Raw genomic sequence first — 24,663 nt, 5'->3', positions numbered from 1 at the left:
GCGCTGCGGAACCACCCGCGACACCCCCGCCGCTCACGGTGCGTCGACGGCGGCGAGCGGCTCGAGCGTTCTCAGCGAAGGATCAGTACACCTGACCCTCGTCGACGCCCAACCACTGGTGAGGCGATGCGCCCGGCAGCCATCCGAACGCATCGACATCGGCAGGGTCACCTACCGGCCGTCTTTGGCCGGTGGCGTCGGCGGCGATCAGTTCCCTGCTCAGAAGGGGGGCGCGTCCTCGCCCATCAACGCCAGCACGACGCCTCCCTTTCCGCTCTTGAGGCCCTGGACCACGACCTTGCCGGTGCTGCCGTCGGGCAGCTCCAACGTGAAGGTCTTCCCGACGGCGTTCTTGGGGCCGTTGCCGGCGCTGTTGGCGGGTCGGAAGTCGCCTGCCCACGGCGGGGTCCCACCCCTGCGGGCGGGCTCGGCGAAGAGCGCGGCGGTGCCGGGGGTCCTGGTGCCGTCGGAGGAAAGAAGCACTGAGGCGCTGCGATAGGTAGCCATATACGGCAAGGCTATCCCGGACTGCGCTCGTTCGGGCCATACAACCGCTCCGTAACGCGAACGGCCACGGAAAGCGGCCTCGATCCGCTCTCGCCCCTGGGTTGCCCGTGTGCTGGCGCGCTCCTCGACGGCCGGTCGATGGCGGGCCACCGCGGGTGGCAGCGGGACGAGCACGACCTTGCCTCCCTTGCCGCGCACGCGTAGGACCCGGTGCCCGTGCGCCTCACCCAGGTCGGCGATGTCCGCACCGCAGGCTTCGAAGATCCGCAGCCCGAGCAGACCCAGGAGCGCGACCAGGGCGAAGTCGTTCGGTTTGGCCGACAGCCGGGCGGTAGTGATCAGAGCCTCGAACCGCAGGTGCCCCAGCCCAAGGGTCGGCGACCCGGACGGCGCCGTGGGCCGACGGACGTAGTCGGCCGGCGAATGCTCCAGGATGGCGTCGTTGACGCAGACCCGATGGAACCGGACCACGACCGACAGGCGCCGCGAGACCGTCGAGGGCTGGTAGCGGCGTACGTCCTGCAGCCAGCGCACGTACCGCTCGACGTCCATCCGCGCCATGGCGAGCGGATCAAGGGCCTGGCCGGTGCCCCAACGGAGGCAGACTCGCAGGTCGGACTCAGTATGGACGCGAGTTTGCCCACGGTAGCGGCCGAGAAAGGCGGACACTGAGGCGCGCAGAACGAGCTGATCAGTCGGTACGACACTGGAAGCGGGAGCAGGAGAGGTTGTCGTACATCACCGTGCGTCACCAGCAGCGATGGACGCCAGCCCGCCCAGAGGGGCAGATGGACGCGCGGCCGGTTCACGGAGACGATGATCTAGACGAGCAGGGGCGCTTCAGGATCATAGGCGCCGAGCGGCGGGAGTCTGAGGACGTTTCCGGCACGGTGTCGGATCCGCCGCGGGTCGTTCGTAGAACAGGTGAAGGCAGTCGGTTTTGGGCTCCCGGGACAAGGGAGTCATGAAACGGCCCGATACTTGATCTAGTTCGATCGGCCACCGAGAGGTAACAGCATGGGCAAGCTCATCTACGTGACGAACGTGTCGCTTGACGGCTACATCGAGGACGAACGCGGCGCGTTCGACTGGTTCCCGATCGGCGACGAAGTGTTCGCGTTCCACACCGACCTCCTGCGGTCCGTGGGCACGTGTCTCTACGGGCGGCGCCTGTACGAGGCGATGGCCGTCTGGGAGACCGACGCCGCTCTGGCCGCGCAGTCCGATCTCATGGCCGACTTCGCGAGCGCCTGGCGAGCGGCGAGCAAAGTCGTGTACTCCACGACCCTCGCCGCGGTGTCAACTGCCGACACCCGACTCGAACGCCGTTTCGACCCCGCCGCAGTACGCGAACTGAAGGCCACGGCCAGCAGCGATCTCACCGTAGGAGGCGCGAACCTCGCGACGCAGGCCTTCAAGGCCGGACTGGTCGACGAGTGCCAGCTGTTCATCCTGCCCATCGTCGTCGGCGGGGGCAAGCCAGGGCTGGCGACCGGCATGCGCGCCGACCTCGAGCTCCTCGATGAGCGCCGATTCCGAAACGGCGTCGTACACCTGCGCTACCGCACTGTCGGACAATGAACGACAGCCCTGTCCAATCGCCGACGCGTGCATGACAAGCGCAGCGTTGACGACTGGCGGACGGCGGCATGAGCGGATGTCGGCTGCGATCATCTGGCGCATGCGAGCAATTGTTCTCGTGGTGAGGCTCTACCCCACAGGCGTGTAACCGCTGCAGCGGCACGAACCTCAGCAGTCAGCGTCGCAGCCGCTCGCGGGTCGCCCTGATCGCGGCTACTTGTCTCATTGACCTGCGACCGTGGTCCGGCCAGACTTCGGTCGAGGCGCCCGGGCTGTCGCTCCTATCGCGCCTGCCCACGCTGGTCGTGTGGCTCTCATCCGGCCTGCGCGGCCCGGGCGTCGCCCCAAGGGCGGGGAGAGATTCAAGTCTGCTCTGCTCGAAGCAGCGTTGCCCTCCCGACTCAACGGCGCCCGGACCGCAAGATCCGTCGGTCCTCCGACCGTGTCGGGCGCGAGAGCCGGACCATGTCGTCGACGATGTCGGCCGGCTCCGTCATCTGGAACAGGTCGGCCGGCGGCGGGCCGGCCAGATGGGCGACGTTGATCGCCCATTTCTGGTAGTGCCACTCGCAGTTGCCCCAGTCCTCCCAGAGCCGGAAGTTGAGGCGCCAACGCCCCCATTGGCCAGCGGGCAGGCGGAGCACCGTGTCATTCGGGCGCGGCGGGAAGACAATGAAGCACTGACACCAGACACGGGTGTCGCCGACCACCACGAGCCGCCCAGCCACCATCTCCAACTGCACGCCAGCCGATCTGATCGGCCCGACTTCCGGCAAGGTGAGCCTGGCCGCCGTCTGTCGCACCGCGAAGTCGTCCTCCTCACGGGCAACGACCTGGTGCACAAGCACCTCGGCTCGGCCCTCGGGTGGTGGCAGCTGGAGTGCCTTGGCGGCCGTGTTGCGTCGCGCCACCCGTCGCGCACCTCGCGACTGCTTCACCCATTCCTCGGGGGCGGCCGGGTCACCAGGTGGCAGCCGGAACATCTCCGCTACGGCGTTACGGCGTACCGCGCCGGGGGCGCCTCGCGACCGCTTGGTCCATGCCGTCAGCACCCGCTGGACCACGATCATCAACCGACTCTCACAAATCCCGTCAGGACGGTCAAGCGGGATGCGTCGAGGGAAGACTCGGTGAAGGATCGGCTGAACCGGCCGGCTGTCGGGCAGCCCGACGCGCGCGAGGCCCCCCGGTTACGCCGCGCTGGTCCTCGCCTTCATCGCCGGCGCGTACCGGCGCGACGATGTGCCGGCCGGCGCGCTGGTCGGCCTCCCGGTCTCCGGCGGCATCGTCGAGGGGCGGGCTCGCGTCGTCCTGGACCTGGCCAGGGCCGATCTCGAACCAGGCGACATCCTGGTCACCGCCTACACCGACCCGAGCTGGTCACCCCTGTCCGTCGCGATCGAGGGACTGGTGACGGAGGTGGGCGGTCGCATGACCCACGGGGCGGTGATCCCCGGGAGTACGGCCTGCCCGCCCTCGTCGGCGTGGAGCAGGCGACCAAGTTGATCCGGGACGGGCAGCGGATTCGGGTGCACGCGACCGACGGATACGTCGAAATCCTGCCCTGACCGACCGCTCGACCAGGCCGCGTCCGGCATGTGGGTGGAGCTCACGTCCGGCCACGCTCACCGGCTTCGAGGCGCTGTCGGCGGGTGGCCGACGCCGCCCTCGATCCGCAACCCGCCTGGAACTTCTTCGGCCCGAACGCCTCCGGCGGCCTGCGCGACGGCGCTGAGGGCGTCGGCACCCCCCGCTCACCGGGCTGCCGTCAGTGGTCGCCGCCATCCGGCTCGCGGGCCGGCCCGACCCCGAAACGAAATCGCTTATGACAACCGTTATCGTTACCGTGTTTCCACCCCCCGACGAAAGTTCTTGGTTGTGACACGACTACGTCTCGCTCTGGCCTCCCTGCTCGCCGCCGGTGTCACGCTGACCGGCTGCGCCGGTCCCTCCGCACCGTCACAGCCCGCTGCCGCCCCCGCGCCCTCCGCGCCGCCGGTGGAGGCCGTGACCCACACGTTGAGCCTGACCGACGCACGAGGGCAGACGGTCAGCCTGAAGTCGAAGCCGGACCGGATCGTCTGCCTGACCGGGCTGTGCGACGACGCGCTGGTGGAACTGGGTCTGACGCCGGTGGCGACCACCACGCCGAAGCTCGTCGCCCGCCCCGACTACCTCGGGGAGGCCGGCAGGGCCGTGCCCACCGTGCCAGGCATGTTCGGCAACGAGGACGTGGCGGCCATCGCCGCCGCGAAGCCCGACCTCGTCATGGGTCTCGCTGGAGCACACGACCAGCTTCGCCCGGCGATCGAGAAGTTCGCGCCGCTGTGGCTGGTCGAGGTGAAGACGTACGAGGACTCGGTGCGCTACCTACGCGACGTGGCGACGCTCACCGACCGCGGCGCCCAGCAGGTGCTGGCCGAACGCGCGTTCCGCGACCGGCTCGCCGCCGCCCGAGCCACCTCGACCGAGCGTGGGCTGAACAGGACGACCGCGCTGGCGATGTACGGCGGCACGTCGATCGGGGTCAACACCTCAGACGACCTGCTCGGCCACCTGCTGTCGCAGGTGTTCGACTACCCGTGGCCGAGCAAGGGCGGCGGCTTCGACACCGCGCAGGCGTACAACGTGGAGGAGATCCTCGCGCGCGACCCGGACATCGTGTTCATCCAGTCGTTCACCTTCGGCCCGGACGCCAAGACGGTGTCGGCCCAGTACGCCGCCAACCCCGTGTGGAAGCGGATCACGGCAGTGCGGGAGGGCCGGGCGCACGAGGTGCCGGCGGAGCTGTGGGCCTCGGGCCGGGGCACCCGCGCGTTGGGGTTGATTCTCGACGAGGCGGTCGCCAAGGCGACCGCATGACGGCGCTCGTCGTCGCCGTGACCCGGCCGGTGCTGCGCTGGTCGACGACGTTGGCGCTGGTGGCCGCCCTCGCCGTCGCGGTCGGGTTGACCCTGGGCGTGAGCCTGCCCGCGGAGGCGGACGTCGCGCGGGTGGTGCTGTGGGAGCTACGGATGCCACGGCTGCTGCTCGCCCTCCTGGGCGGCGCGGCGGTCGGGGCAGCGGGGCTGCTGATGCAGGCGGCACTGCGCAATCCGCTGGCCGTGCCGGAACTGTTGGGGGTGTCCACCGGCGGTGCCCTGGCAGCGGCGGTGACGGTGGTCTGGGCGTTGCCGGTCCCGGTGGCGTTGCAGCCGGTGGTGGCGCTGGCCGGGGCGGTGTGTGGGGGTGCGGTGTGTCTGGCCGCTGCCGGCACGGGTCGAGGGCCGGGCGCGGTGCTGTTGATCGGCGCGGCGGTCTCCACCGCGTTGCAGGCGGTACTGCTGGCCGTGATGGCGGCTGCCGACCGGCTGCAGTACGACACGCTGTTCCGGTACCTGGTCGGCAGCCTCACGGGCATCACCTGGGACCACGCCCGGCTGACGCTGCCGTGGTTGCTGGCGTGCGTGCCGCTGGCCGTGCTGGCGTTGCCCGCGCTCGGGGTGCTACGCCTCGGTGACGAGGCGGCGGCGGCCGTCGGGCTGCACGTGGGCCGGGCCCGGATCGCCGTGCTGGGGCTCGCCGCCGTCCTGGTCGCCGTGGTGGTGGGACCGTGCGGACCGATCGCGTGGATCGGATTCGTCGCGCCCCACGTTGCCCGCCGGCTGCGCCCGGCCGCCGACGCGCGCCTCCTGCTGCCGTGGGCGGCGGCGATCGGCGCGCTGTTCACCACGGTCGCCGACCTCGCCGCCCGACACGTCTTCGCCCCGGCGGAGACTCCGCTCGGCGCGTGGACGGCGGCCGTCGGTATCGTCGCCGGGTTGCTCATGCTGGCGCGACGGAGCACGTCGTGAGGTGGTGGTGGGCGGTCGGGGCGCTGCTCGCGGCGGCCGTCGCGGAACTGGCCGTGGGCAACGGCGTGGACTGGCCGCAGCTCGACCCGTTGGAGCAGCGGATACTCGTCGAGCTGCGGCTACCTCGCCTGGTCACCGCGCTGCTCGCCGGCGCCGGGCTGGGCGCGGCCGGGCTGCTGTTGCAGGCGGTGCTGCGCAACCCGCTGGCCGCGCCGGAGCTGACGGGGGTGAGCCCGGGCGCGGTGCTCGGCGTGCTCACCGGCATCCAGCTCGGGCTGGTGCCCGCGGACTCGGCCTCCGGTGCGCTCTTCGCCGCGCTGGCCGGCGGCGCCCTCGGTGGCGCGCTGATGTGGCTGCTGGCGCGGCACGGCTCGACGACGCAGGTGGCGGCGTACGGGTTGCTCGGGTCGGCGGCGCTGGCCGGGGTCACCACGCTGTTGCTGGCGTACCAGCCGGGTCGGTTCGGCAACGCGATGCGCTGGCTCGTCGGCTCGACCGACGGCCGGGTCTGGGCGCACGTGCAGACCGCGTGGCCCTGGCTGGTCGCGTCGCTGGTACTGGCCTGGCTGTGCTCGGCCCCGCTGGGCGTGCTGGCCGCCGGTGACGGGCACGCCGTCGCGCTCGGTGTGCCGCCCCGCCCGGCCCGCGCGGTCGGCCTCGCGCTGGCGGTGGCGTTGGCTGCCGGGGCGGTCGCGCTGGCCGGCGCGCTGGCCTTCGTCGGGCTGGTCGTGCCCCACGTGGCCCGGGCGATGTGCGGGGCGGACCTGCGCCGGGCGTTGCCCGCCGGCGCGCTGGTCGGGGCGAGCGCGGTCGCGGGTGCGGACGCGCTCGCGCAGGTGTTGACGGTGATGGTGCAGTCCGGATCGGCCGCGCAGCGGCTGGGCGTGCCGGCGGGCGCGGTGACCGCGCTGCTCGGGGCGGTGGCCCTGGTCGTCGTGGCACGCAGGTCGTCTCACGTGGAGGTGTCATGACGCAACCGGTGTTCGCGGCGGAGGAGGTCCGGTACCGGTACCGCGACCGGCCGGTGCTCGACGGGGTGTCCCTGGTCATCCGTCCAGGCGAGTGCGTGGCGCTCGTGGGCCGCAACGGCTGCGGCAAGTCGACCCTGCTGCGGTTGCTCGCCGGCATCGACTCGCCGCAGAGCGGGCGGGTACTGCTACGTGGCCGCCCGGCACACGCGATGCGCCGGCGGGACGTGGCGCGGCAGGTGGCCGTGCTGCACCAACAGCTACCGCCGATGCCGGGGATGACCGTGCGGCAACTCGTCGCGCAGGGCCGCTATCCGCACCGGGGGCCGTTGGGGATGCTGTGGCGCCCGGAGGACGCCGAAGCGGTCGCCGCACTCGACGCGGCGGGCGTGGCGGGGCTCGCCGCGCGGGAGGTGGACACGCTCAGCGGCGGGGAACGCCAGCGGGTCCGCCTCGCGCTCGCGCTCGCGCAGCAGACCCCGGTGCTGCTGCTGGACGAGCCGACCACCTTCCTCGACGTACGGCACCAGTTGGAGGTGCTGTCGCTGGTGCGCCGCCTGCACGCCGAGCGGGGCCTGACCGTGGTGGCGGTGCTGCACGAACTGGACCACGCCGCCCGGTTCACCGACCGGGTCGTGGCGCTGGCCGAGGGCAGGGTCGCCGCCGACGGGCCGCCCACCGAGGTGGTCACCCCGGAGCTGCTCGCCACGGTGTTCGGCGTACGCGGCCGGGTGGTCACCGACGCGCACACCGGCACCGTCCGGGCGCTGGCGGACGCCCCGCTGGAGGCGGCGTGATCGTCCATCGGGAGTTGGTGCGGCTCGGCGGCGCCGTCGCCGGACCGGTGGCCGGGTGCGCGGCGCTCGGCGTGGCGGTCTCGGCCGCGTACGTCGGTCAGGCCCTGCTGCTCGCCGCGGCGCTGGCGGCGGTGGCGCGCCGCGACCTCGACGCCACTCCCCCGCTGCTGGCCGGAGTGCTCGCCGTGATCGTGACCCGGGCCGTGCTGCTGTACTGGCGGGAGGTCGCAACCGCCACGGCGGGCGCCCGGATCCGGGCCCGGCTGCGCGACCGGCTGGTGGCGCGGCTGGCCGAGCTGGGCCCGGCCTGGCTGACCGGGGCGCGCACCGGGCGCACCCAGGCCACGCTGGTCGACGGCGTGGAAGGGCTCGACGCCTACTACAGCCGCTACGTCCCGCAGGTGCTCGTCACGGTGGCCGTCCCGACGGCGCTGGTGGGGTGGCTGGCCACCGTCGCACCCGTCGCCGCGACGCTGCTCGGCACCGCCGTGCTGCTGGTGCTGACCGTCCCAAGGGTGTGGGACGCCACCCTCCTGCGGCGGGGCCGGGGACGGTGGGCGGCCTTCACCGCGCTCGCCGCCGACTTCCTCGACACCCTCCAGGGCGCCGCGACCCTGCGGGCCTTCGGCGCGGTCGGCCGAATGCGCGACCGCATCGAGGCGCGCAACCACGACCTGCACGCCACCACCATGACGCAGCTGCGGCTGTCGTTGATCGAGAGCGGGATCAGCGCCCTGCTCATCCAGGCCGGGCTCGCCGCGGCGACCGTCGCCGCGGCCGTGGCCGCGAGCGGCGGCCGGGCCGACGCGACCACCGCGTTCCTGGTGCTGCTGGTCTCGGTGGAGTGCTTCCGGCCGGTACGCGACCTGGGCGCGCACTGGCACGCCGGCTACCTCGGCATCACCGCCGTCGACGGCCTCACCGACCTGCTCACCGCGCCGGCCCCGGTGACACACACCGGCCGCCTCGCCCCCCGTTTCACCGAGGGCCCGGCAGTCGCCGTCGAGGCGGTCAGCTACCGCTACCCCGACCGGGAGTCGCCGGCGGTGCGGGACGTGACGCTGCGGCTGGCCCCCGGCGAGACCGTCGCGGTGGTCGGCCGGTCCGGAGCGGGCAAGTCGACCCTGGCCAGCCTGCTGCTGCGGCACCTCGACCCGCACACCGGCCGGATCACCGTGGACGGCGTCGACCTGCGCGACCTCACGCGGGACGCGCTGCACCGGACGGTCACCGTGGTCGCGCAGGAGACGTACCTCTTCCATGGCACGGTGGCGGAGAACCTGCGCCTGGCCCGCCCGGACGCCACCGACGCCGACCTGCGGGCCGCGGCCCGCGCCGCCGGCGCACACGACTTCATCACGGCCCTGCCGGACGGGTACGCGACAGCCGTGGGCGAGCGCGGCGCCACCTTCTCCGGCGGGCAGCGGCAGCGACTGGCCATCGCCCGCGCGCTGCTCGCCGACACCCCGGTGCTCGTCCTCGACGAGGCCACCTCCCACCTGGACAGACGACAGGAAGCCGAGATCGTGACGGCGCTGGCCGACGCCACGCGCGGGCGCACCTGCCTGGTCATCGCCCATCGTCTCGCCAGCGTCCGGCACGCCGACCGGATCGCGCTGATGCACGGCGGCCGGATCACCGCCACCGGCAGCCACGACGACCTGCTGCGCACCACCCGCGCGTACGCAGAACTCATCACCGCCCAGGAGGTGCCCTGATGGTCACGACGGACCTCGCAGCCGACCCGGCCGTCCCGTCGGCCGGCCGTGCCGCGGAGCCCGGGCCCGGCGGCCGGCAGCCCGGCGCGGTGCGGCGGCTGCTGCCCGCGATCGCGGGGCACTCCGGCGCCTTCCGGGCGACCCTGGCGGCGAACCTCGTCGGGCAGCTCGCCATCGCCGGCGCGGCGGTCCTCGGCGCGTGGCTGCTCGGACGGGCGGTGAGCGGGGATCCCACACCGGTCGACGTGGTTGCCGCGGTGCTCGGCGGGCTGGGGGCGGTCATCGCCGCGGCCACCTGGTGGGAGATGCTCGTCTCGCACGACCTGGCCTACCGGGTCCTGGCCGACCTGCGACTGCGGGTCTACGACGCGATCACCCGGATCGCGCCCGGCGGACTGGCCGGCAGGCGCTCCGGTGACCTCACCACCGTCGCGCTGTCCGACGTGGAGACCCTGGAGTGGCTCTTCGCGCACACGATCGCGCAGCTGCTGACCGCCACCGTCGTCCTGACCGCCGGCACGCTGCTCGCCGCGTCGATCGACCCGTGGCTGCCCGCCGTGGTGCTGCCGCTGGCCGGCCTGATCACGGTGGTGCCGTGGCTGCTGCGCCGCCACGCCGACCGGCACGGCACGCGGGTCCGGGCGGCGACGGCCAGCATGACGGCCGACATCGTCGACACCGTGCAGGGCCTGCGGGAGCTGACCGTCTTCGGGGCGATGGACCGGCAGCGCGCCCACCTGGCCGCGCGGACCCGGCAGCTCGGCCGGGCGCAGCGGGCCAACGCCGCCCGGGCGGGCCTGGAGACGGCGCTCGTCGACGCGCTGCTGGCCGTGGCCGGCGTCGGCGGGCTGCTGGTCGTGGCCGACGGTGTCGGTGCGGGCCGTCTGGACCCCGCACTCGCACCGGTCGCGGTGGTCCTCGCCGGAACCGTGCTCGGCCCGGCGGCCCAGGTCGCGCTGCTGCTCAAGCAGGCCGGCGTCCTGCGCGCCGCGGCTGACCGCATCGACACCCTGCTGCGCGCCCCGGCACCGGTCACCGCCCCGACCGCCCCACTGCCGGCGCCTGCCGGTGGCGAGGTGGCCTTCGACGACGTGCACTTCGGCTACCTGCCTGGCCGTCCGGTGCTGTCGGGCGTCTCGTTCACGGTCCGTCCCGGCGAGACCGTCGCCCTGGTCGGCGCCTCCGGCGTCGGCAAGTCCACCTGCGTCCACCTGCTGTTGCGCTACGCCGCTCCCACCGCTGGCCGGATCACCGTCGGCGGCGTCGACCTGCGGAACCTCAGCGACGCCGACCTCCGACGCACGGTCACTGTCGTGCCCCAGGACGTGCACCTCTTCCCCGGGTCGATCGCCGACAACATCCGCCTGGGCCGGCCCGACGCCACCGACACCGACCTGCGGCGAGCCGCCGACACCGCACAGGTCAGCGCGTTCGCCGACGAACTGCCGCGCGGGCTGGAGACCCCCGTAGGGGAGCGGGGCGGCACCCTCTCCGGTGGCCAGCGGGCCCGGGTCGCCGTCGCCCGCGCGCTGCTCACCGAGGCGCCGATCCTCGTCCTCGACGAGGCCGTGGCGAACCTCGACGCTCGCACCGAGCGTGACCTGGCTGAGGCTCTCGACGCCGCCCGCGCCGGGCGGACGACCCTGGTGATCGCCCACCGCCTGTCCACGATCATGCGCGCCGACCGCGTCGTGATGCTCGACGCCGGGCGCGTCGTCGCCGACGGCACCTTCGAAGAGCTGTGCGACCGGCAACCCCTGGCCCGCCTGCTGGCCGACCAACTCTCGGTCCACCGGCACGCACCACACCCTTGACTCCCCGGTGATGGGCAGCTGACGGCGGTGCCGCCGTCCGCCAAGTACCGCGCCTAGATCCTCGCTGCCGGTATGGCCTTCGGCGTAGCTCGCCACTATTGAACCGACCCCCGCCGTGCTGACAGTCAGGCCAGTTGCTGGCGTACCCGGCGGGCCGGGGTGAGTACGTAGAGGTCAAGCATGCCTGGGGGGTCGGCCAGGCCGGGGCCGCCTGCGTGGATCCAGGCGGCGATGTCGGCGGCGGCACCCGGATCGTTGGCCAGGCCGAGCCACACTGGTCGGCCGCCGGCTTGACGGCCATCGCGAGAGGGTTGCACGACGATGACGTTGGCGTGCTCGCAGGCGTCCAGGCAGCCGCTGACGCGGACCTGCGCCGTCCCGGCCAGCGTCCGCCGCAGCTGGGCCAGCTGCCCGGCGTGGTCGATTCCGGTGACCTTGCTGGTACCGCAGCAGCAGCCCCGGCACAGGGTGACCGTGCAGCCGGCTGCCGGGTCGACAGCGGCAGCTCGGCGTGGGCGGCGGTTCACGAGGTTTGGCCGGCGGCGCGGCGCCAGGCCCGGTTGGACAGCAGCCGTAGCCCGTTGAGGCCGACGATGACGGTGGAGCCTTCGTGTCCGGCGACACCGAGCGGCAGGGGTAGATGTCCAAGGAGGTCCCAGGCGACAAGCACGGTGATGAACGTGGCGGCGATGATCAGGTTCGCGATCACCACGCGCCGGGCGCGGCGGGACAGGGCGATGACTGCGGGCAGGGCGCTCAGGTCGTCGCGGACCAGGACGGCGTCGGCGCTGTTCAGGGCGAGGTCGGAGCCGTGGCCCCCCATCGCGACGCCCAGGTCCGCGGCGGCCAGCGCCGGGGCGTCGTTGACTCCGTCGCCGACCAGTAGCACCCGTCGGCCGCCGGTTTGCAGGGCGTGGACCTGGTTGACCTTGTCGGCTGGCAGCAGTCCGGCGCGTACGTCGCTGATCCCACCTTCGCCTGCGAGGCGGGCCGCGGCTCCAGGGTTGTCGCCGGTGAGGAGCACCGGCTTGATGTTGGTGAGCCTGGTGAGGGCGGACACCGTGGATGGGGCGGCGGGGCGGATGCGGTCGGCCAGCGTCAGGACGCCGGCCGGGATGCCATCGACGAGAACCACCACGGCGGTGCGCCCGGCGGCCTGCGCGGTCCGCACTGCGGCACGTATCTGCGACACGGCCTCCAGGTTTGCGGTCACCGTGTCGAGCAGGATCGGGCTGCCGACCTGCACGAGACGCCCGTCGACAGCGGCGCGCACACCGCGTCCCGGGGCTGAGTCGAAGTCGGCGGCCGCCGGCAGGGTGAGACCACGGTCGTGGGCGGCGGCCACCACGGCCGCGGCGATCGGATGCTCGCTGGGATGCTCGGCTGCGGCGGCCAGCCGCAGCAGATCCTCGCCGCTGATCGTCCCAACGGGATGGATCTCCGCCACGCGCGGGGTGCCCTCGGTCAGGGTGCCGGTCTTGTCGAACGCCACGACATTGGTGTCGGCGAGCTTTTCCATGACCACGGCGGACTTGACAAGCACGCCGTGCCGGCCGGCCAGAGCTATCGCGGACAGCAGCGGCGGCATCGTCGCGAGGACGATCGCGCACGGCGACGCGACGATCATGAAGGTCATCGCCCGCAGCAGCGTGCTCCGAAGGTCCGCGCCGAACACCAACGGCATCACGAACAGCGCGAGGGTCGCGACCACGACGCCGATCGAGTAGCGCTGCTCCACCTTCTCGATGAACAGCTGAGTCCTGGCCTTGCTCGCCGACGCCTGCTCGACCAGGGCGACGATGCGGGCGATCACCGAATCGCCGGCCGGACGGTGTACCCGGGCCAACAGGGTGCCGGTGCCGTTCAGGGTGCCGGCGAACACCTCATCACCTGCGGCCTTCGCAGCGGGGAGCGGCTCGCCGGTGATGGTGGCCTGATCGACCTCACTGGTCCCGTCGACGACGACGGCGTCAGCGCCGATCCGCTCGCCCGGACGGATGCGAATCAGCTCCCCGACGCGCAGCTCGCCGCTGGGCACACTGCGCTCGCTGCCGTCGGGCTCTACCCGGGTCGCCTGCTCCGGAGCCAGGTCCAGCAAGGCCCGGACGCTGTCGGCGGTGCGGGCGGTGGCGAACGCTTCGAGGGCGCCGGAGGTGGCGAAGATGACGATCAGCAGCGCCCCGTCGAAGACCTGCCCGATCCCGGCCGCACCGATCGCCGCGACGATCATCAGCAGGTCCACATCCAGGGTCCGCTCCCGCAACGCGCGCAGCCCCGCCAGCGCCGGCTCCCAGCCACCCGCGGCGTAGCAGGCCAGATACAGCGCCCACCACACCGGTGCCGGCGCGCCCGCCAGCTGCGCTATGCCGCCGGCCGCGAACAGCAGCACGGCCAGGGCCGCCCACCGGATCTCGGGTAGCGCCCACAACCGTGCCGTCAGTCGCTGCGGCGGGCCTGCCTGGACAGGAGCTGCCGGCGCAGTGCCCGGATGAGTCGTCATGGTCACGGCCACAGACACTACCTGCATACCGATGCAGATAGCTAAGCAGCTAGGCAGATGAGCATGGTGGCTCCCGCTACTCTGGAGGCGTGCATACCTCGCTGCCGGAATTTCGCATGCCCAACGACGAGCAGGTCCACCTCGCCGCCGAAGGCTTCCGGCTGCTCGCCGACCCCACCCGCATCAAGATCCTGTGGGCGTTACTCCAGGGCGAGTCGTCGGTGGCGTGCCTGGCCGAGCTGGTCGGCGCCGCGCCAACCGCAGTGAGCCAGCACCTGGCCAAGCTGCGCCTCGCCGGACTGGTCAAGGGCCGCCGCGAAGGCACCTACGTGCACTACTCCGCCGCCAACACCCATGTGCGCGCGCTGCTCGCCGAGGCGCTGTTCCATGCCGACCACGCCGACCGGGACCTGCCCGACCATCCGGGCGGCGAGCCGGCTGCGCATACCTACATCTCCGACCCGGCGGCCAGCGCCAGCTGACCCGCGCGGCGCAGGTGCTCCCCCAGTGCCGCCGGGAACACCTGATCGACCGGACCTTCGAGTCGCTGCGCGGCGCGCGGCGGGCGATCGTGCACTTCTACAACTCGACCTCCACGCTCCAGCGGCGGGTGGTCTTCGGGCTGGACCGCGACGGCATCGCGGACACCGCCACCCAGGGCGCGCGGCTCTGCCGCAAGTACGCGGAGATCCACACCCCGGACACGGACATCCACTACGAGTACTCGCCCGAGTCCTACACGGGCACGGAGCTGGAGTACGCGCTGGAGGTCTGCGCCAAGGTCATCGAGGTGGTCGACCCGACCCCGGACCGCAAGCTGATCGTCAACCTGCCGGCCACCGTCGAGATGGCCATGCCGAACGTCTACGCCGACTCGATCGAGTGGATGCACCGGCACCTGCCCTCCAGCTTTGGCGGGCTGACGTACCCGGTTCAATGGCCGCGGGCGATCCACTCGTCCAGGTGCGGAGCTTCGGCGGCGATCGTGGTGCCGTCACCGTGACCGGTGTGGACCCGGGTGTTGCCGGGCATGGTGAGCAGCCTTTCCCGGATCGAGGAGATGATCGTTGGAAAGTCGGAGAACGAACGGCCGGTGGCGCCGGGACCGCCGGAGAACAGGGTGTCGCCGGTGAACAGGACCCCCGCTTCGGGCAGGTGCAGACAGATCGACCCGGGCGAGTGCCCCGGAGTGTGGATCACCCGCAGTTCCGTGCCCGCCACGGCGATCCGCTGCTCGTCGGTCGCCGGCCAGAACTTCTCGTCAGGGTGGCTCTGCTGCCACAGCTTCTCGTCGCCGGGGTGCAGCAGGACCGGCGCGTAGCGGTCCCTGGCAAGACGCGGCGCGGCGGTGACGTGGTCGTTGTGCCCGTGTGTGCACACGACGGCGACGACGGCACGGGATCCCACGGCCTCGGTGATCGGCTCGGCGTCGTGAGCGGCGTCGACGATGACGACCTCGTCGTCGTCGCCGACGAGCCAGACGTTGTTGTCCACCTCCCACGTGCCGCCGTCGAGCTGGAACACCCCGGAGGTGACCACGCGGTCGATGCGCAGCGGGCCACTCATAGCGTCACGACCGAGCGCAGCACCTCGCCGGCGTGCATGGTGTGGAACGCCTTCTCGACGTCGTCGATCGCGATGCGTTCGGTGACGAACTTGTCCAGCGGCAGCCTGCCCTGCAGGTACAGGTCGATCAGCATGGGGAAGTCCCGCTCAGGCAGACAGTCGCCGTACCAGGAGGACTTCAGCGCGCCGCCGCGGGAGAAGATGTCGAGCAGCGGCATCTCCAGGCGCATGTCCGGGGTGGGCACGCCGACGAGCACGACGGTGCCCGCGAGGTCGCGGGCGTAGAACGCCTGCTTCCAGGTCTCCGGCCGCCCGACCGCGTCGATCACGACGTCGGCACCGAACCCGCCGGTCAGCTCCGCGATCGCGGCGACGGCGTCGGTGGCTGAGGCGTCGACGGTGTGGGTGGCTCCGAGGTCCCGGGCCCACTCGAGCTTGCGCGCGTCACGGTCCACGGCGATGATCGTCGAGGCGCCGGCCAGGCGAGCGCCGGCGACGGCGGCGTCGCCCACTCCCCCGCAGCCGATGACGGCCACGGAATCCCCGCGTCCCACACCACCGGTGTTGATCGCCGCGCCGATGCCGGCCATGACCCCGCAGCCGAGCAGGCCCGCGACGGCCGGGTCGACGGACGGGTCAACCTTCGTGCACTGGCCGGCGTGCACGAGCGTCTTGTCCGCGAATGCGCCGATGCCCAGGGCGGGGGTGAGCTGCGTGCCGTCGGTCAGGGTCATCTTCTGGGTCGCGTTGAACGTGCTGAAGCAGTACTGCGGGCGGCCCCGCTTGCAGGCCCGGCACTGACCGCAGACCGCTCGCCAGTTCAGGATGACGAAGTCGCCGGGTCGCACCGACTCGACGCCTTCGCCGACGCTCTCGACGGTGCCCGCGGCCTCGTGTCCCAGCAGGAACGGAAACTCGTCGTTGATCCCGCCATCGCGGTAGGTCAGATCCGTGTGGCATACCCCGCAGGCGGCCACCGCGACCACGACCTCACCGGGACCGGGGTCGGGGATGACGATGTCCGTCAGCTCGACCGGCGCGCCCTTGGAACGGGCGATGACACCGCGCACCTGCTGTGGCATGGAGATGGTTCCTCTTTCGATCGGCGGTTGATGCTCCAGCGACACTAGCCGCGCTCTCCCCGTACTCGACCTGGCCGGTGGACGAGAGAAACCTGGTCTTTCGGCTAGGGTGGTCGAATGGGAACGGAACTTGCCGGGCTGCGTGAGGTCATCGAGGGGCCGCTGCACGAGATCGCCGGGCGGTTCTCCCGGTTCCTGGCAGACCGCTGGCCGCACACCGCACTGATCATCTTCACCCGCGAGTGCACCGGTCGCCCTCGCAAGGTGGCCGGGGCGATCGAGATGATCAACAAGGTCACTCTCGCGGAGCTGGAGGACCTCAAGGCGCGCATCGAACCCGGCCGTCCGCTCTGCACCACGGCGACGATAGCCGGGGAGGCCCACGCGGTGTGGGTGGTGCGGGATCCGGTGGACACGCTGCTCGTCCTCGTCCCTCGCAGCGCGGCCAGGCGTTTTCCTCAGCCTGAGGTCCTGGCGGAGCTCTTCGGTATCGTCGCGACGTCGATCCGGCAGCAGGTTGCCCAGGCCAGTCCGGACTACCTCGCCGAATCGCGCGCGGCGTCGACCGAGCGGGCACGCACGATCGCGGAGATGGCCGCGGCCCACGAGACCGCGCTCGTCGCCGTTCTCACGACGCTGCGTTCCACCGGCCTCGACGATCGCCGCGCCCGTCTCGCCGCCACCGACACGGCATCCGCCGCACTCGTGGCGTTACGCACCGCTCAGGAGTCCGACCTGGCGTCGTCCGAGGAACCGGCGCCCGCCGTGTTCGCCAAGCTGCGCAAGGAGATCCGCCAGGTACTGCGCCACCACGACGCACAGCTGGATTTCGTGCCACCGCCCAAGGACGTACGCCCACTACCCGGCGAGATCGCCCGCGCGGCGCACGCCATGACCCGTACGGTCGTGCTGGCCTTCACCGCCCAGCCGGGACTCGCACGGTTGCGTATCGCCTGGGACTGCGACGGCACGTCGCTGCGGGTCGATGTGCGCGACCAAGGCGCCGGCCGCCTTGACACCCACGCCTTACGCCGCGAGCTCGACGGCCGTGCCCGTACGCTAGGCGCCACCGTCGAGCTCGACGCCGTGCCCGACTGGGGCAGCCGCGCCACCATCAGCCTTCCACTCGCTCCAGCTCCCGATCGTCCCGACGGAAGCAAGCTGAGCAGCCTGAACCGGCGGGAACTCGAGGTACTTCGCCTTGTCACCCAAGGAAAGCGCAACAAGACCATCGGCATCGAGCTCGGCATCACCGAAAGCACCGTGAAGTTCCACGTCGCCGGTCTGCTGAAGAAGTTGGAAGTCAGCTCCCGCGGCGAGGCGACAGCGCTGGCGCTCGATGCGGGCATCTGACCTATTTTCCACTTGTGGCGGCGACACCGGGCGTTCAGACAGGCCGCGCGCCATTCGGCGGATGAGCGCCCAGTTCAGGAAGTGGTCGAGGAACTGCCAGGGCTTTGGTCTCGTCGTGCGGGTTGAGCCGGTACAGCTCGTCGGCCGCGTCGGAGAGCTGGCCGCCGAGGTAGACCCCAGCAGCGCCACGCAGTCGTCGGCGTACTCCGTCAATTGGGTTTCCAGGGACCGCGGAAACCACCGGCGACCACTGGGGCTTCCCGGTGAGCGACGGCCACTGCCACGAGCAGGTCTGGTTTCGCTTTCACGACGCCGGCCATGACGAGCTCGTCGCCCGAGACTTCCTCGAATTCATTGCAACCTACGGGCTCAACGCCTGAACGAGAGCCCGTGCGCGGCGTCTCTCCTCCGTACACCGTCGTCGGGTGACACGCGACCTGCGGCAGATCCGAGCACCCGGGTTCCAGGTGTCATCGAGCTGACCGAACTGGCCGCGATATCGTCCGGGGCCGGCAGCATCAGAAGGTTGCAGGCGTGGCTCGCCACGATCACGCGATACCCATGGTTGCAGGGAGCAGACCCATCGACGCCTCCGACACGATCACCCTGTGGCGGCCCACCGGGCAGGCCGAACTCGACCTTGTGGCGGCGTCCGGATGGCGGGCTTGGCCACCACGCCTGCCGGACCAGCCGATCTTCTACCCGGTACTCAACCGCTGGTACGCCACGAAGATCGCCCGCGAGTGGAACGTCCCTGCCGGTGGCGTCGGCTACGTGACCCGGTTCGAGGTCCAGCGTGCGTACCTGGACCGTTACGAGGTTCATCAGGTCGGTGGCCGCGACGTGCTGGAGTACTGGATACCCGCGGAGGAGCTTGCCGACCTCAACGCCCACATCGTCGGCGCGATCATCGAGGAAGCCGACTACCGGGGTCCCGTGGGCGACCAGGAGTTCACCGACGCCCACCACGCGCTGGGCAGAGCGCTACCGGCCGCGTGGCGGGCCTACCTGCAAGGTGCGTCGTGGTTCCGGCGAGGGTGGATGACAGGCGGAGCCTATGTCTGGCTCAACACGCCACGCGAGATGCTCGAGCTGCACGAGGCATGGGACGAGAGCACCGACGCGCACCCCGGCATCGCGATCATCGGTGGTGACGGATCCCGCGAACAGCTCGCGCTCGACCTGCGCAGCGACCCCGCCCCGGTGCTGCTGGTCGACATCACCAGCAGCGGATGGGACAACGCCATCCGGCAGGCCGACGATGTCGGCGAACTCATCGACCGTATCGAGGCGGGCACCTTCGCGTTCGACTTCGAGGATTAGCGGACATCGGCGAGCGGCCCGACGCGCACCTCGCGGCAGATCCGGATGGCCGCCGAATGACAATCACCCGAATTTCGTCCACTGCCCTTCAGAAACCACTTCGACGGAGCCGTCGACGACCTTGATGGCCGTCTGTTCGTCGATGGCGTAGGCCGGGACGCCGATGCCGGCCGCCCACCGCTCGGCGTCGGCCAGGGTGTTCGTGGGGAAGAGGTTCAGGTGCGGGAAGATCGAGAAGTCGACGAATCCCAAAGCCCGGTCGTCCGGCGCCGACGCCCATTCGACGAAGTACGACCCGATCCGGGGCGTCATCACCATGCTTCCCGCGCTCACCCCCACCCAGACGGTGTCAGGCAACGAGGGCAGCAGATCGGCCAGCCCGGACTCTCGCATCCAGTGGCACAGGTACGTCGCGTCGCCACCGTCGACCAGCAGCACATCGGTCTCCCGGACCCAGGGAATCCACCGCTCCGCGCCGATGCTGGGCAGCGCCGTGAGCTCGAGGACACCGAGCGAAGCCCAGCCCAGGCCGGACAGGCACCGCCAACTGGAAGCGGGGTCGGCGGCCACGAAGCCCCGTACCGATGCCGGTCCGCACATCGGGTGACCCCACTGTGCTGTCGGGACGCAAAGGGCGCGGCACTCGGAGACCGGCTTACCGAGAAGCTGCACGAGCGCCGACTGGATGCTTGGGTTCGTTACACCGCCGGACGTCAGCAAGAGCTTCACGGTACCTCCAATATCGTGAGCGCAAGTAAATGCGCCTCATCGTTAGGGACCGATCCCTGACCCATCGTAGGCCGGGCACCAGCCTCTGGAGGCCCCTGAAATTGCCGTGGCGAATGCCGCATCCGGCCCTACCTCGCACCGCACATGCCCCTGACCGAGACGCGCCGGATGCTCCTGTCGCGACGGCCGCTCATCGGCAGTTCCGGGCGCCTGCCGGCGTGCCGACCCCATTCACGTCACGTGCAGTGAGACCCGCGCCAGCCCGGCGGCAGCCGCACCGACGCTACGAGGGCTGGGTCGGGTTGCCCGCACTGTCGCGCCCGGCCAGCGCGCGCAACTGCTCCATGAAGCCGGGCGTTGCGCGCGCCTCGGCGAAATACACAGCGTCGATCCGGTCCATGATCACGACGCAGCGGCGGGCGAGATCACGGCCCTGCGGCGTCACCATCACCCGGACGGCCCGGGCGTCGCCGGTATCCCGGATCCGCTTCACGTGCCCGTCCCGCTCCAGGACCTTGAGGACCTGGGAGGTCATCACCGGCTCCAGGCCGGCATGGTCGGCCACGTCGCGCTGCCGGGGTGCCTCCCCGTTACGCCCCAACCACCACGTGCTGCCCAACACAAGGAACTGCACGTGCGTCATGGACATCCCGGCCAGCGCGGCCGCCACGTGGCGCTGCCAGCGCAACGTCGCATGCCGCAACAGAAACCCAGGCGTATTGCCGGCCGAATGGTGTCGCAGCGCCTCTTCCAGATCCTCCAACGGGACCGCATCCACCTCGGCCGGACCGACGGGACCGCCATGCGGCGTGTCAGCTCGCGGCATCCCGGTGCCCAACCCCTGCGGACGACCTCATGGCGCCAGTCTAGTCACCGCGCCGCTGTCCAGCGGCAGTCCAGAAGCCCGGCCCCATCGACGAACGAAAGGCACGACCGTGAACCACGCGCACCCCCGGCGCGCCGGAGGTGATCGCACGCGAGGTCTCCGCCGGAGCCGGGCTACTCACGCTCGGGCCCCTGACCAACGTGGCCGCCGCCATCGGCACCCACGTCCGCCGTCGTCGACACACGTCCGCTGGCACGCTGCCGGTCCGGCCGGCCGGAGCTCCCGGCAGATGGCAACGCCGAGCCGACGGCAACCCGGTCGCCCTGGCGGTCGACGTGGACGTCCCCCGCTTCCGCCGCCTCGTCCGCGAACGCTTCGGCGACCCCTTGCAAGATAGTTAAGGTACGAACTAATGTCGTGGCGTGACCGCGATAGTCAATTTGCGTTAGCGGTGCTGCCGAGAAGGGACCTGGCCGATGACTACACCGACGATTGAAGAAGCCGCTCTGGAGTCCAAGACCGCCCTGGTCATGGGCCACGGAGGAGGAAGCGACTGCATGGTCGCCTCCCTCGTCGCCGACTGGCTCGGCCGGCTCGGCGTACAGCGCGTCATCCTCGGCGGCGTCGCCTGCCAATGGTGGCCGCCAGCCGGTGAACATAAGACCGCCCTGCGGATGACCGTCGGTCCGGACTTCTACCAGCCCCTCGACCTCAGCCCCGCCAAGCCGCTCGGCGCGCACGCAGCCATCGTCACTGCGGACTCGCAGATCGACGGCCGCCAGCCGCACGAGGCGACCGTCGCCCGCCACTTCGGCGGAGAAGCGTTCATCATCTCGCTGCGTGGCGGCGGTCAGGGCGTCGCCGACGGGATACGGCAGGTCGTCGCACACTACGGCGCTGACCTGCTGGTCAGCGTCGACGTCGGCTCCGACACGCTGTCCACCGGCAACGAGATCCGACCAACCCAGACCTCGCTGGCCGACCACCTCACCCTCGCCGGCCTGCTCCAGCAGCAATGCCGCGCCTACTTCGGCCTGGCCGGATACGGCGTCGACGCCGAGATGGAGATCGAGGAACTGGACCGCAACCTGAGCACCGCGGTCAAGGCCGGCGCGTTGCGCGGCGTCATCGCCCCCAGCTACCCGGCCATCGAGCGCGTGGGCGCGCTACACGGCGAGGCCGACGACCCGGTCGGCAGCCTCGTACTCAAGGCCGGCCGAGGCGAGTTCGGGCTGCACCGCACTCTCAAGAGCAACCCGTTCGGCGAGGTCGCCCGGGTCGGGCCGGCCAGCCTCCCGGTCTGGGTCTTCGACCCGCACCTGGTGGCCGACAGCGTCGCCGAACACGCCAAGCACCTGGTACCCACGACCACCCTCGACGAAGCCGTGCAGACCTACCGCGCACTGGGACGCATCCCCGAGGTCGGGCTCACCCGCTTCGTCGACTTCCAGCGCTGACGTACGGCCACGATGGACACCGCGACTCCCCTGGTGGAGCAGTCTGACGTAGAAGGGAATTCCGGCGTGAAGCGGCGCATAGGGCACGTAGCCTACCGGACGCGGTGATCGTTGCGGCCGAGTCACCGACCTGTCGGGCTTGCGCCAGAGCGACCAAAGCGTCGCGAGCTCAAGGTCCGAACAGGCGAGGCGCGGCACCATGCCAGTTGCTGTAGGCGGGCAAGGGTGGGGCCGGGCCGTCCTCCATGCAGCGCTGCGGCGGTGAGTCGTCGCCATCTCCCGATCCCGGCTGCCGCCGCCACGACGACACTGGCCCGCGATGGCTATCCTCGCGGCCATGGGAGCTGTCAAGCCGTGGCACCTGTTCGTCCTGACGATCTGCTGCCTTCTGCCGACCGCGGCAGCGATCGTCGGCGGGATCCTGGCGGCTCGCCGATCGCGCAACCGACGCTGAGGGCCCGTCGCGAACGCCGGCGCACGCCCTACCGGCGAGATCCCGGTCTTGTTCCCCAGGCCTTCTTCCACGAGCCGGTGCGGTGGCCGCTGGGTCGGGCACGCCGCCGGTCAGGCCGTCCGCCCTCGTGATCCCGCCGTCGCCTGCCGGGCGACCCTCTCCCGCTCCTCCGCCTCCCGGTGTGCCTCGTCCCGCTCCGCCGCCGCCCGTACGTCGTAGGCGGCGCGGGCGGCGGCGATCTCGTTCTGATGCGTCTCCGTCCAGGTCACCAGGGTCCGGATCGTCTCGTGCAGGGTCGCCCCGAGGGGGGTGAGCGCGTAGTCGACCCGGGGCGGCACCGTCGGGAACACCGTGCGGCTGACCAGGCCGTCGCGTTCGAGGTGCCGCAGCGTACGCGCGAGCATCCGCTGACTGATCCCGTCGATCTGCCGGCGCAGCTCGGTGAAGCGGAGGCTCTGCCGGTCGAGGAGCGCGATCACCAGCAGGGACCACTTGTCGGCCACGCGGTCCAGGATCTGGCGGACCTCGCAGTCCTCCCTGGTGTCCCACTGGAACACGTCGTAGTTGGCGTCGGTATCCCCACAGTTACCAGGGGACCGCAAAGTTCCGTCTTCCATGGCCACCGATGCTGCCTGACGATGCACCTGGTTACAAGAAGGAACCGAGGTGCACGAGGAGAACCGAAGGCAGCCCGGTCAGCGAGAAGGGTCGATGGATCATGGCAACGTCAAGCGGCCGCACGGACAACCGGGCGTGGAGCGTGTTGCTCGTGCTCTGCGGGGCGATCTTCCTGGAGGGAATCGACGTCGCGATGCTGAACGTGGCGCTGCCGGCGATCCGGGCGGACCTCGGGCTGTCGACCGGGACGCTCAGCGGTGTGGTGAGCGCGTACGTCCTCGGCTACGGCGGCTTCATGCTGCTGGGCGGGCGGGCGGCGGATCTGCTCGGCCGCCGCCGGATGTTCCTGCTGGGGCTCGTCGTCTTCCTCGCCTTCTCCGGCCTCGGCGGTCTCGCCACCGAGGGCTGGACGCTGCTGGTGGCGCGCTTCGTCACCGGTGTCGCCGCCGCGTTCATGACGCCCGCCGGGCTGGCCCTGGCCACCGGGGCCTTTCCCGAGGGGCCGCAACGCACCAGGGCCCTGGGCGTGTACGCCGGCATCGGCTCGGGCGGCTTCTCGCTGGGCCTGGTCGCCGGCGGCCTGCTGGCCTCCATCGGTTGGCGCTGGGTGTTCTTCGCCCCGGTCCTCCTCGCCACGGTCATCCTCGTGGCCGCGATCGTCCTGCTCAAAGACACGGCGGAGGATGTCCGTCCGGCGGGCGGGTTCGACATCGCCGGCGCGCTGAGCATCACGGGCGCGATGCTGCTGCTCGCCTACGGCGTGGTGCGCCTGGAGCACACCGGCGAGGGTCCGGGCACCACCGTCGGGGTGTTCGCCGCCGGCCTGGTCCTCGTGGCGGCCTTCGTCGTGATCGAGCGGCGGTCGGCCAACCCGCTGGTGCGGCTGGGCATCCTCCGCTCCGGGCCACTCGTGCGCACCAACGTCGGCGCGCTGCTGTTCCTGGGCGCCTTCGCCGGCTTCCAGTTCATGATCACGATCTACCTGCAGGAGCTGCGGGGGTGGAGCCCGCTGCAGACCGGCTTGGCGATGCTCGTCGTCGCGATGGACATGATCCTGTCTCCCACGCTGACGCCCCGGCTGGTCGACCGGTTCGGCCACGTGCGGGTCCTGCTCGGCGGCGTGCTGTCGGCCGTCCTCGCGTACGCGCTGTTCCTGCCGCTCTCGGCCGACTGGACGTACGCGGCCATGCTGCCCGGCATGCTCCTGATCGGCCTGGCGTTCTCGCTCGCGTACGGGCCCCTGACCATGGCCGCCACCGACGGCGTCAACGAGCGCGAGCACGGGCTGGCCGGGGGCCTGCTGTACACGTCGATGCAGTTCGGCACGGCGCTCGGCATCTCGGCGGTGACGGCGGTCAGCGCCGCGGCGGCCGGTGGCGCACCGGGCGACGGACTCGGTCTGACGGCGATCCGTCACGGGCTCGTCGTCCCGGTGGTGTTCGCGGTCCTCGCCGTGCTCGTCACCGCCCTCGGCGTCCGTCGTGGATCCGCCGCGACCGCGGCACCCTCCCCCGCGTCCGCCGCGACCGTGGCCTGA

21 protein-coding genes and 3 pseudogenes are annotated in these 24,663 nt (G+C 71.4%); 14 read left to right on the top strand and 10 right to left on the bottom strand.

Going from position 1 to position 24,663, the window contains the following annotated elements:
* Positions 1-219: 219 nt before the first annotated feature.
* Complete coding sequence (locus ACSNN9_RS00275) at positions 220-1,059, bottom strand: hypothetical protein (protein ID WP_436670593.1); 840 nt, start codon at positions 1,057-1,059, stop codon at positions 220-222.
* Between the two features lie 465 nt (positions 1,060-1,524).
* Between ACSNN9_RS00275 and ACSNN9_RS00270 the strand changes: the two genes are divergently transcribed.
* A complete protein-coding gene (locus tag ACSNN9_RS00270) occupies positions 1,525-2,088 on the top strand; it encodes a dihydrofolate reductase family protein (RefSeq protein ID WP_436670592.1) in 564 nt (187 codons plus the stop codon).
* Positions 2,089-2,489: 401 nt separating this feature from the next.
* On the opposite strand, the gene ACSNN9_RS00265 is transcribed toward ACSNN9_RS00270, so the two are convergent.
* Positions 2,490-3,158 (bottom strand): hypothetical protein, encoded by a 669-nt coding sequence (locus tag ACSNN9_RS00265; RefSeq protein ID WP_436670591.1) that lies wholly within the window; start codon positions 3,156-3,158, stop codon positions 2,490-2,492.
* A gap of 145 nt (positions 3,159-3,303) precedes the next feature.
* On the opposite strand from ACSNN9_RS00265, the pseudogene ACSNN9_RS00260 reads away from it, so the two are divergent.
* From ACSNN9_RS00260 to cydC, 7 genes and pseudogenes are all read left to right on the top strand, one after another.
* Positions 3,304-3,656 (top strand): annotated as a pseudogene (locus tag ACSNN9_RS00260) (PEP-utilizing enzyme); the annotation flags it as partial.
* A gap of 439 nt (positions 3,657-4,095) precedes the next feature.
* The gene (locus ACSNN9_RS00255; RefSeq protein WP_436670590.1) at positions 4,096-4,950 is read left to right on the top strand and encodes an ABC transporter substrate-binding protein; all 855 of its coding nucleotides are present in this window, start codon (positions 4,096-4,098) and stop codon (positions 4,948-4,950) included.
* The gene (locus ACSNN9_RS00250; RefSeq protein ID WP_436670589.1) at positions 4,947-5,921 is read left to right on the top strand and encodes a FecCD family ABC transporter permease; all 975 of its coding nucleotides are present in this window, start codon (positions 4,947-4,949) and stop codon (positions 5,919-5,921) included. The genes ACSNN9_RS00255 and ACSNN9_RS00250 overlap by 4 nt, the downstream gene beginning before the upstream one ends.
* Positions 5,918-6,892 carry a FecCD family ABC transporter permease gene (locus ACSNN9_RS00245; RefSeq protein ID WP_436670588.1) on the top strand — a complete coding sequence of 325 codons (975 nt, stop codon included), beginning with the start codon at positions 5,918-5,920 and terminating at the stop codon, positions 6,890-6,892. The genes ACSNN9_RS00250 and ACSNN9_RS00245 overlap by 4 nt, the downstream gene beginning before the upstream one ends.
* The gene (locus ACSNN9_RS00240; protein WP_436670587.1) at positions 6,889-7,686 is read left to right on the top strand and encodes an ABC transporter ATP-binding protein; all 798 of its coding nucleotides are present in this window, start codon (positions 6,889-6,891) and stop codon (positions 7,684-7,686) included. Before ACSNN9_RS00245 ends, ACSNN9_RS00240 begins: the two co-directional genes overlap by 4 nt.
* Positions 7,683-9,404 (top strand): ABC transporter ATP-binding protein/permease, encoded by a 1,722-nt coding sequence (locus ACSNN9_RS00235; protein ID WP_436670586.1) that lies wholly within the window; start codon positions 7,683-7,685, stop codon positions 9,402-9,404. Before ACSNN9_RS00240 ends, ACSNN9_RS00235 begins: the two co-directional genes overlap by 4 nt.
* A complete protein-coding gene (gene cydC, locus ACSNN9_RS00230) occupies positions 9,404-11,218 on the top strand; it encodes a thiol reductant ABC exporter subunit CydC (RefSeq protein WP_436670585.1) in 1,815 nt (604 codons plus the stop codon). The genes ACSNN9_RS00235 and cydC overlap by 1 nt, the downstream gene beginning before the upstream one ends.
* Positions 11,219-11,343: 125 nt before the next feature.
* Here the strand turns inward: cydC and ACSNN9_RS00225 are convergent, their stop codons facing one another.
* Positions 11,344-11,745: a (2Fe-2S) ferredoxin domain-containing protein gene (locus tag ACSNN9_RS00225; RefSeq protein WP_436670584.1), complete on the bottom strand. Its 402-nt coding sequence runs from the start codon at positions 11,743-11,745 to the stop codon at positions 11,344-11,346.
* A complete protein-coding gene (locus ACSNN9_RS00220; protein WP_436670656.1) occupies positions 11,742-13,718 on the bottom strand; it encodes a heavy metal translocating P-type ATPase in 1,977 nt (658 codons plus the stop codon). Before ACSNN9_RS00220 ends, ACSNN9_RS00225 begins: the two co-directional genes overlap by 4 nt.
* A gap of 89 nt (positions 13,719-13,807) precedes the next feature.
* Between ACSNN9_RS00220 and ACSNN9_RS00215 the strand changes: the two genes are divergently transcribed.
* Positions 13,808-14,200: an ArsR/SmtB family transcription factor gene (locus tag ACSNN9_RS00215; protein WP_436670583.1), complete on the top strand. Its 393-nt coding sequence runs from the start codon at positions 13,808-13,810 to the stop codon at positions 14,198-14,200.
* An 11-nt stretch (positions 14,201-14,211) separates the two neighbouring features.
* Positions 14,212-14,622: pseudogene (locus tag ACSNN9_RS00210) on the top strand (2-isopropylmalate synthase); the annotation flags it as partial.
* A gap of 29 nt (positions 14,623-14,651) precedes the next feature.
* Here the strand turns inward: ACSNN9_RS00210 and ACSNN9_RS00205 are convergent.
* On the bottom strand, positions 14,652-15,284 hold the full coding sequence (locus tag ACSNN9_RS00205; RefSeq protein WP_436670582.1) for an MBL fold metallo-hydrolase: 633 nt from the start codon (positions 15,282-15,284) through the stop codon (positions 14,652-14,654).
* Entirely contained in the window at positions 15,281-16,366 is a 1,086-nt protein-coding gene (locus ACSNN9_RS00200; RefSeq protein WP_357874587.1) for an S-(hydroxymethyl)mycothiol dehydrogenase, read from the bottom strand. The genes ACSNN9_RS00205 and ACSNN9_RS00200 overlap by 4 nt, the downstream gene beginning before the upstream one ends.
* Before the next feature lie 117 nt (positions 16,367-16,483).
* Between ACSNN9_RS00200 and ACSNN9_RS00195 the strand changes: the two genes are divergently transcribed.
* On the top strand, positions 16,484-17,719 hold the full coding sequence (locus tag ACSNN9_RS00195; protein WP_436670581.1) for a LuxR C-terminal-related transcriptional regulator: 1,236 nt from the start codon (positions 16,484-16,486) through the stop codon (positions 17,717-17,719).
* Between the two features lie 561 nt (positions 17,720-18,280).
* Positions 18,281-18,649: pseudogene (locus tag ACSNN9_RS00190) on the top strand (ADP-ribosylation/crystallin J1); the annotation flags it as partial.
* A 456-nt stretch (positions 18,650-19,105) separates the two neighbouring features.
* On the opposite strand, the gene ACSNN9_RS00185 reads toward ACSNN9_RS00190, so the two are convergent.
* Both ACSNN9_RS00185 and ACSNN9_RS00180 read right to left on the bottom strand, forming a co-directional pair.
* Positions 19,106-19,771: a Type 1 glutamine amidotransferase-like domain-containing protein gene (locus ACSNN9_RS00185; RefSeq protein WP_436670580.1), complete on the bottom strand. Its 666-nt coding sequence runs from the start codon at positions 19,769-19,771 to the stop codon at positions 19,106-19,108.
* A 283-nt stretch (positions 19,772-20,054) separates the two neighbouring features.
* Entirely contained in the window at positions 20,055-20,534 is a 480-nt protein-coding gene (locus ACSNN9_RS00180) for a MarR family winged helix-turn-helix transcriptional regulator (protein WP_436670579.1), read from the bottom strand.
* 539 nt (positions 20,535-21,073) lie between these two features.
* Here ACSNN9_RS00180 and ACSNN9_RS00175 point away from each other — a divergent pair.
* Complete coding sequence (locus tag ACSNN9_RS00175) at positions 21,074-22,054, top strand: DUF1152 domain-containing protein (RefSeq protein WP_436670578.1); 981 nt, start codon at positions 21,074-21,076, stop codon at positions 22,052-22,054.
* 122 nt (positions 22,055-22,176) lie between these two features.
* On the opposite strand, the gene ACSNN9_RS00170 is transcribed toward ACSNN9_RS00175, so the two are convergent.
* Entirely contained in the window at positions 22,177-22,356 is a 180-nt protein-coding gene (locus ACSNN9_RS00170) for a hypothetical protein (protein ID WP_436670577.1), read from the bottom strand.
* Positions 22,357-22,618: 262 nt separating this feature from the next.
* A complete protein-coding gene (locus ACSNN9_RS00165; protein ID WP_436670576.1) occupies positions 22,619-23,125 on the bottom strand; it encodes a winged helix-turn-helix transcriptional regulator in 507 nt (168 codons plus the stop codon).
* A gap of 101 nt (positions 23,126-23,226) precedes the next feature.
* On the opposite strand from ACSNN9_RS00165, the gene ACSNN9_RS00160 reads away from it, so the two are divergent.
* Positions 23,227-24,663, top strand: coding sequence for an MFS transporter (locus tag ACSNN9_RS00160; protein WP_436670575.1), 1,437 nt, complete (start codon positions 23,227-23,229; stop codon positions 24,661-24,663).

The sequence above is a fragment of the Micromonospora sp. URMC 107 genome (assembly GCF_051386315.1).
GTDB lineage: Bacteria > Actinomycetota > Actinomycetes > Mycobacteriales > Micromonosporaceae > Micromonospora.
Note: the sequence above shows the minus strand (reverse complement) of the source record. Positions and strands in the feature narration are given on the sequence as shown.

Coding starts and splice junctions, on each gene's coding strand:
- ACSNN9_RS00205 (WP_436670582.1), bottom strand. CDS start 15,284: ATGAGTGGCCCGCTGCGCATCGACCGCGTGGTCACCTCCGGGGTGTTC.
- ACSNN9_RS00195 (WP_436670581.1), top strand. CDS start 16,484: ATGGGAACGGAACTTGCCGGGCTGCGTGAGGTCATCGAGGGGCCGCTG.
- ACSNN9_RS00200 (WP_357874587.1), bottom strand. CDS start 16,366: ATGCCACAGCAGGTGCGCGGTGTCATCGCCCGTTCCAAGGGCGCGCCG.
- cydC (WP_436670585.1), top strand. CDS start 9,404: ATGGTCACGACGGACCTCGCAGCCGACCCGGCCGTCCCGTCGGCCGGC.
- ACSNN9_RS00175 (WP_436670578.1), top strand. CDS start 21,074: ATGACTACACCGACGATTGAAGAAGCCGCTCTGGAGTCCAAGACCGCC.
- ACSNN9_RS00160 (WP_436670575.1), top strand. CDS start 23,227: ATGGCAACGTCAAGCGGCCGCACGGACAACCGGGCGTGGAGCGTGTTG.
- ACSNN9_RS00165 (WP_436670576.1), bottom strand. CDS start 23,125: ATGGAAGACGGAACTTTGCGGTCCCCTGGTAACTGTGGGGATACCGAC.
- ACSNN9_RS00275 (WP_436670593.1), bottom strand. CDS start 1,059: ATGGACGTCGAGCGGTACGTGCGCTGGCTGCAGGACGTACGCCGCTAC.
- ACSNN9_RS00220 (WP_436670656.1), bottom strand. CDS start 13,718: ATGACGACTCATCCGGGCACTGCGCCGGCAGCTCCTGTCCAGGCAGGC.
- ACSNN9_RS00270 (WP_436670592.1), top strand. CDS start 1,525: ATGGGCAAGCTCATCTACGTGACGAACGTGTCGCTTGACGGCTACATC.
- ACSNN9_RS00250 (WP_436670589.1), top strand. CDS start 4,947: ATGACGGCGCTCGTCGTCGCCGTGACCCGGCCGGTGCTGCGCTGGTCG.
- ACSNN9_RS00240 (WP_436670587.1), top strand. CDS start 6,889: ATGACGCAACCGGTGTTCGCGGCGGAGGAGGTCCGGTACCGGTACCGC.
- ACSNN9_RS00265 (WP_436670591.1), bottom strand. CDS start 3,158: ATGATCGTGGTCCAGCGGGTGCTGACGGCATGGACCAAGCGGTCGCGA.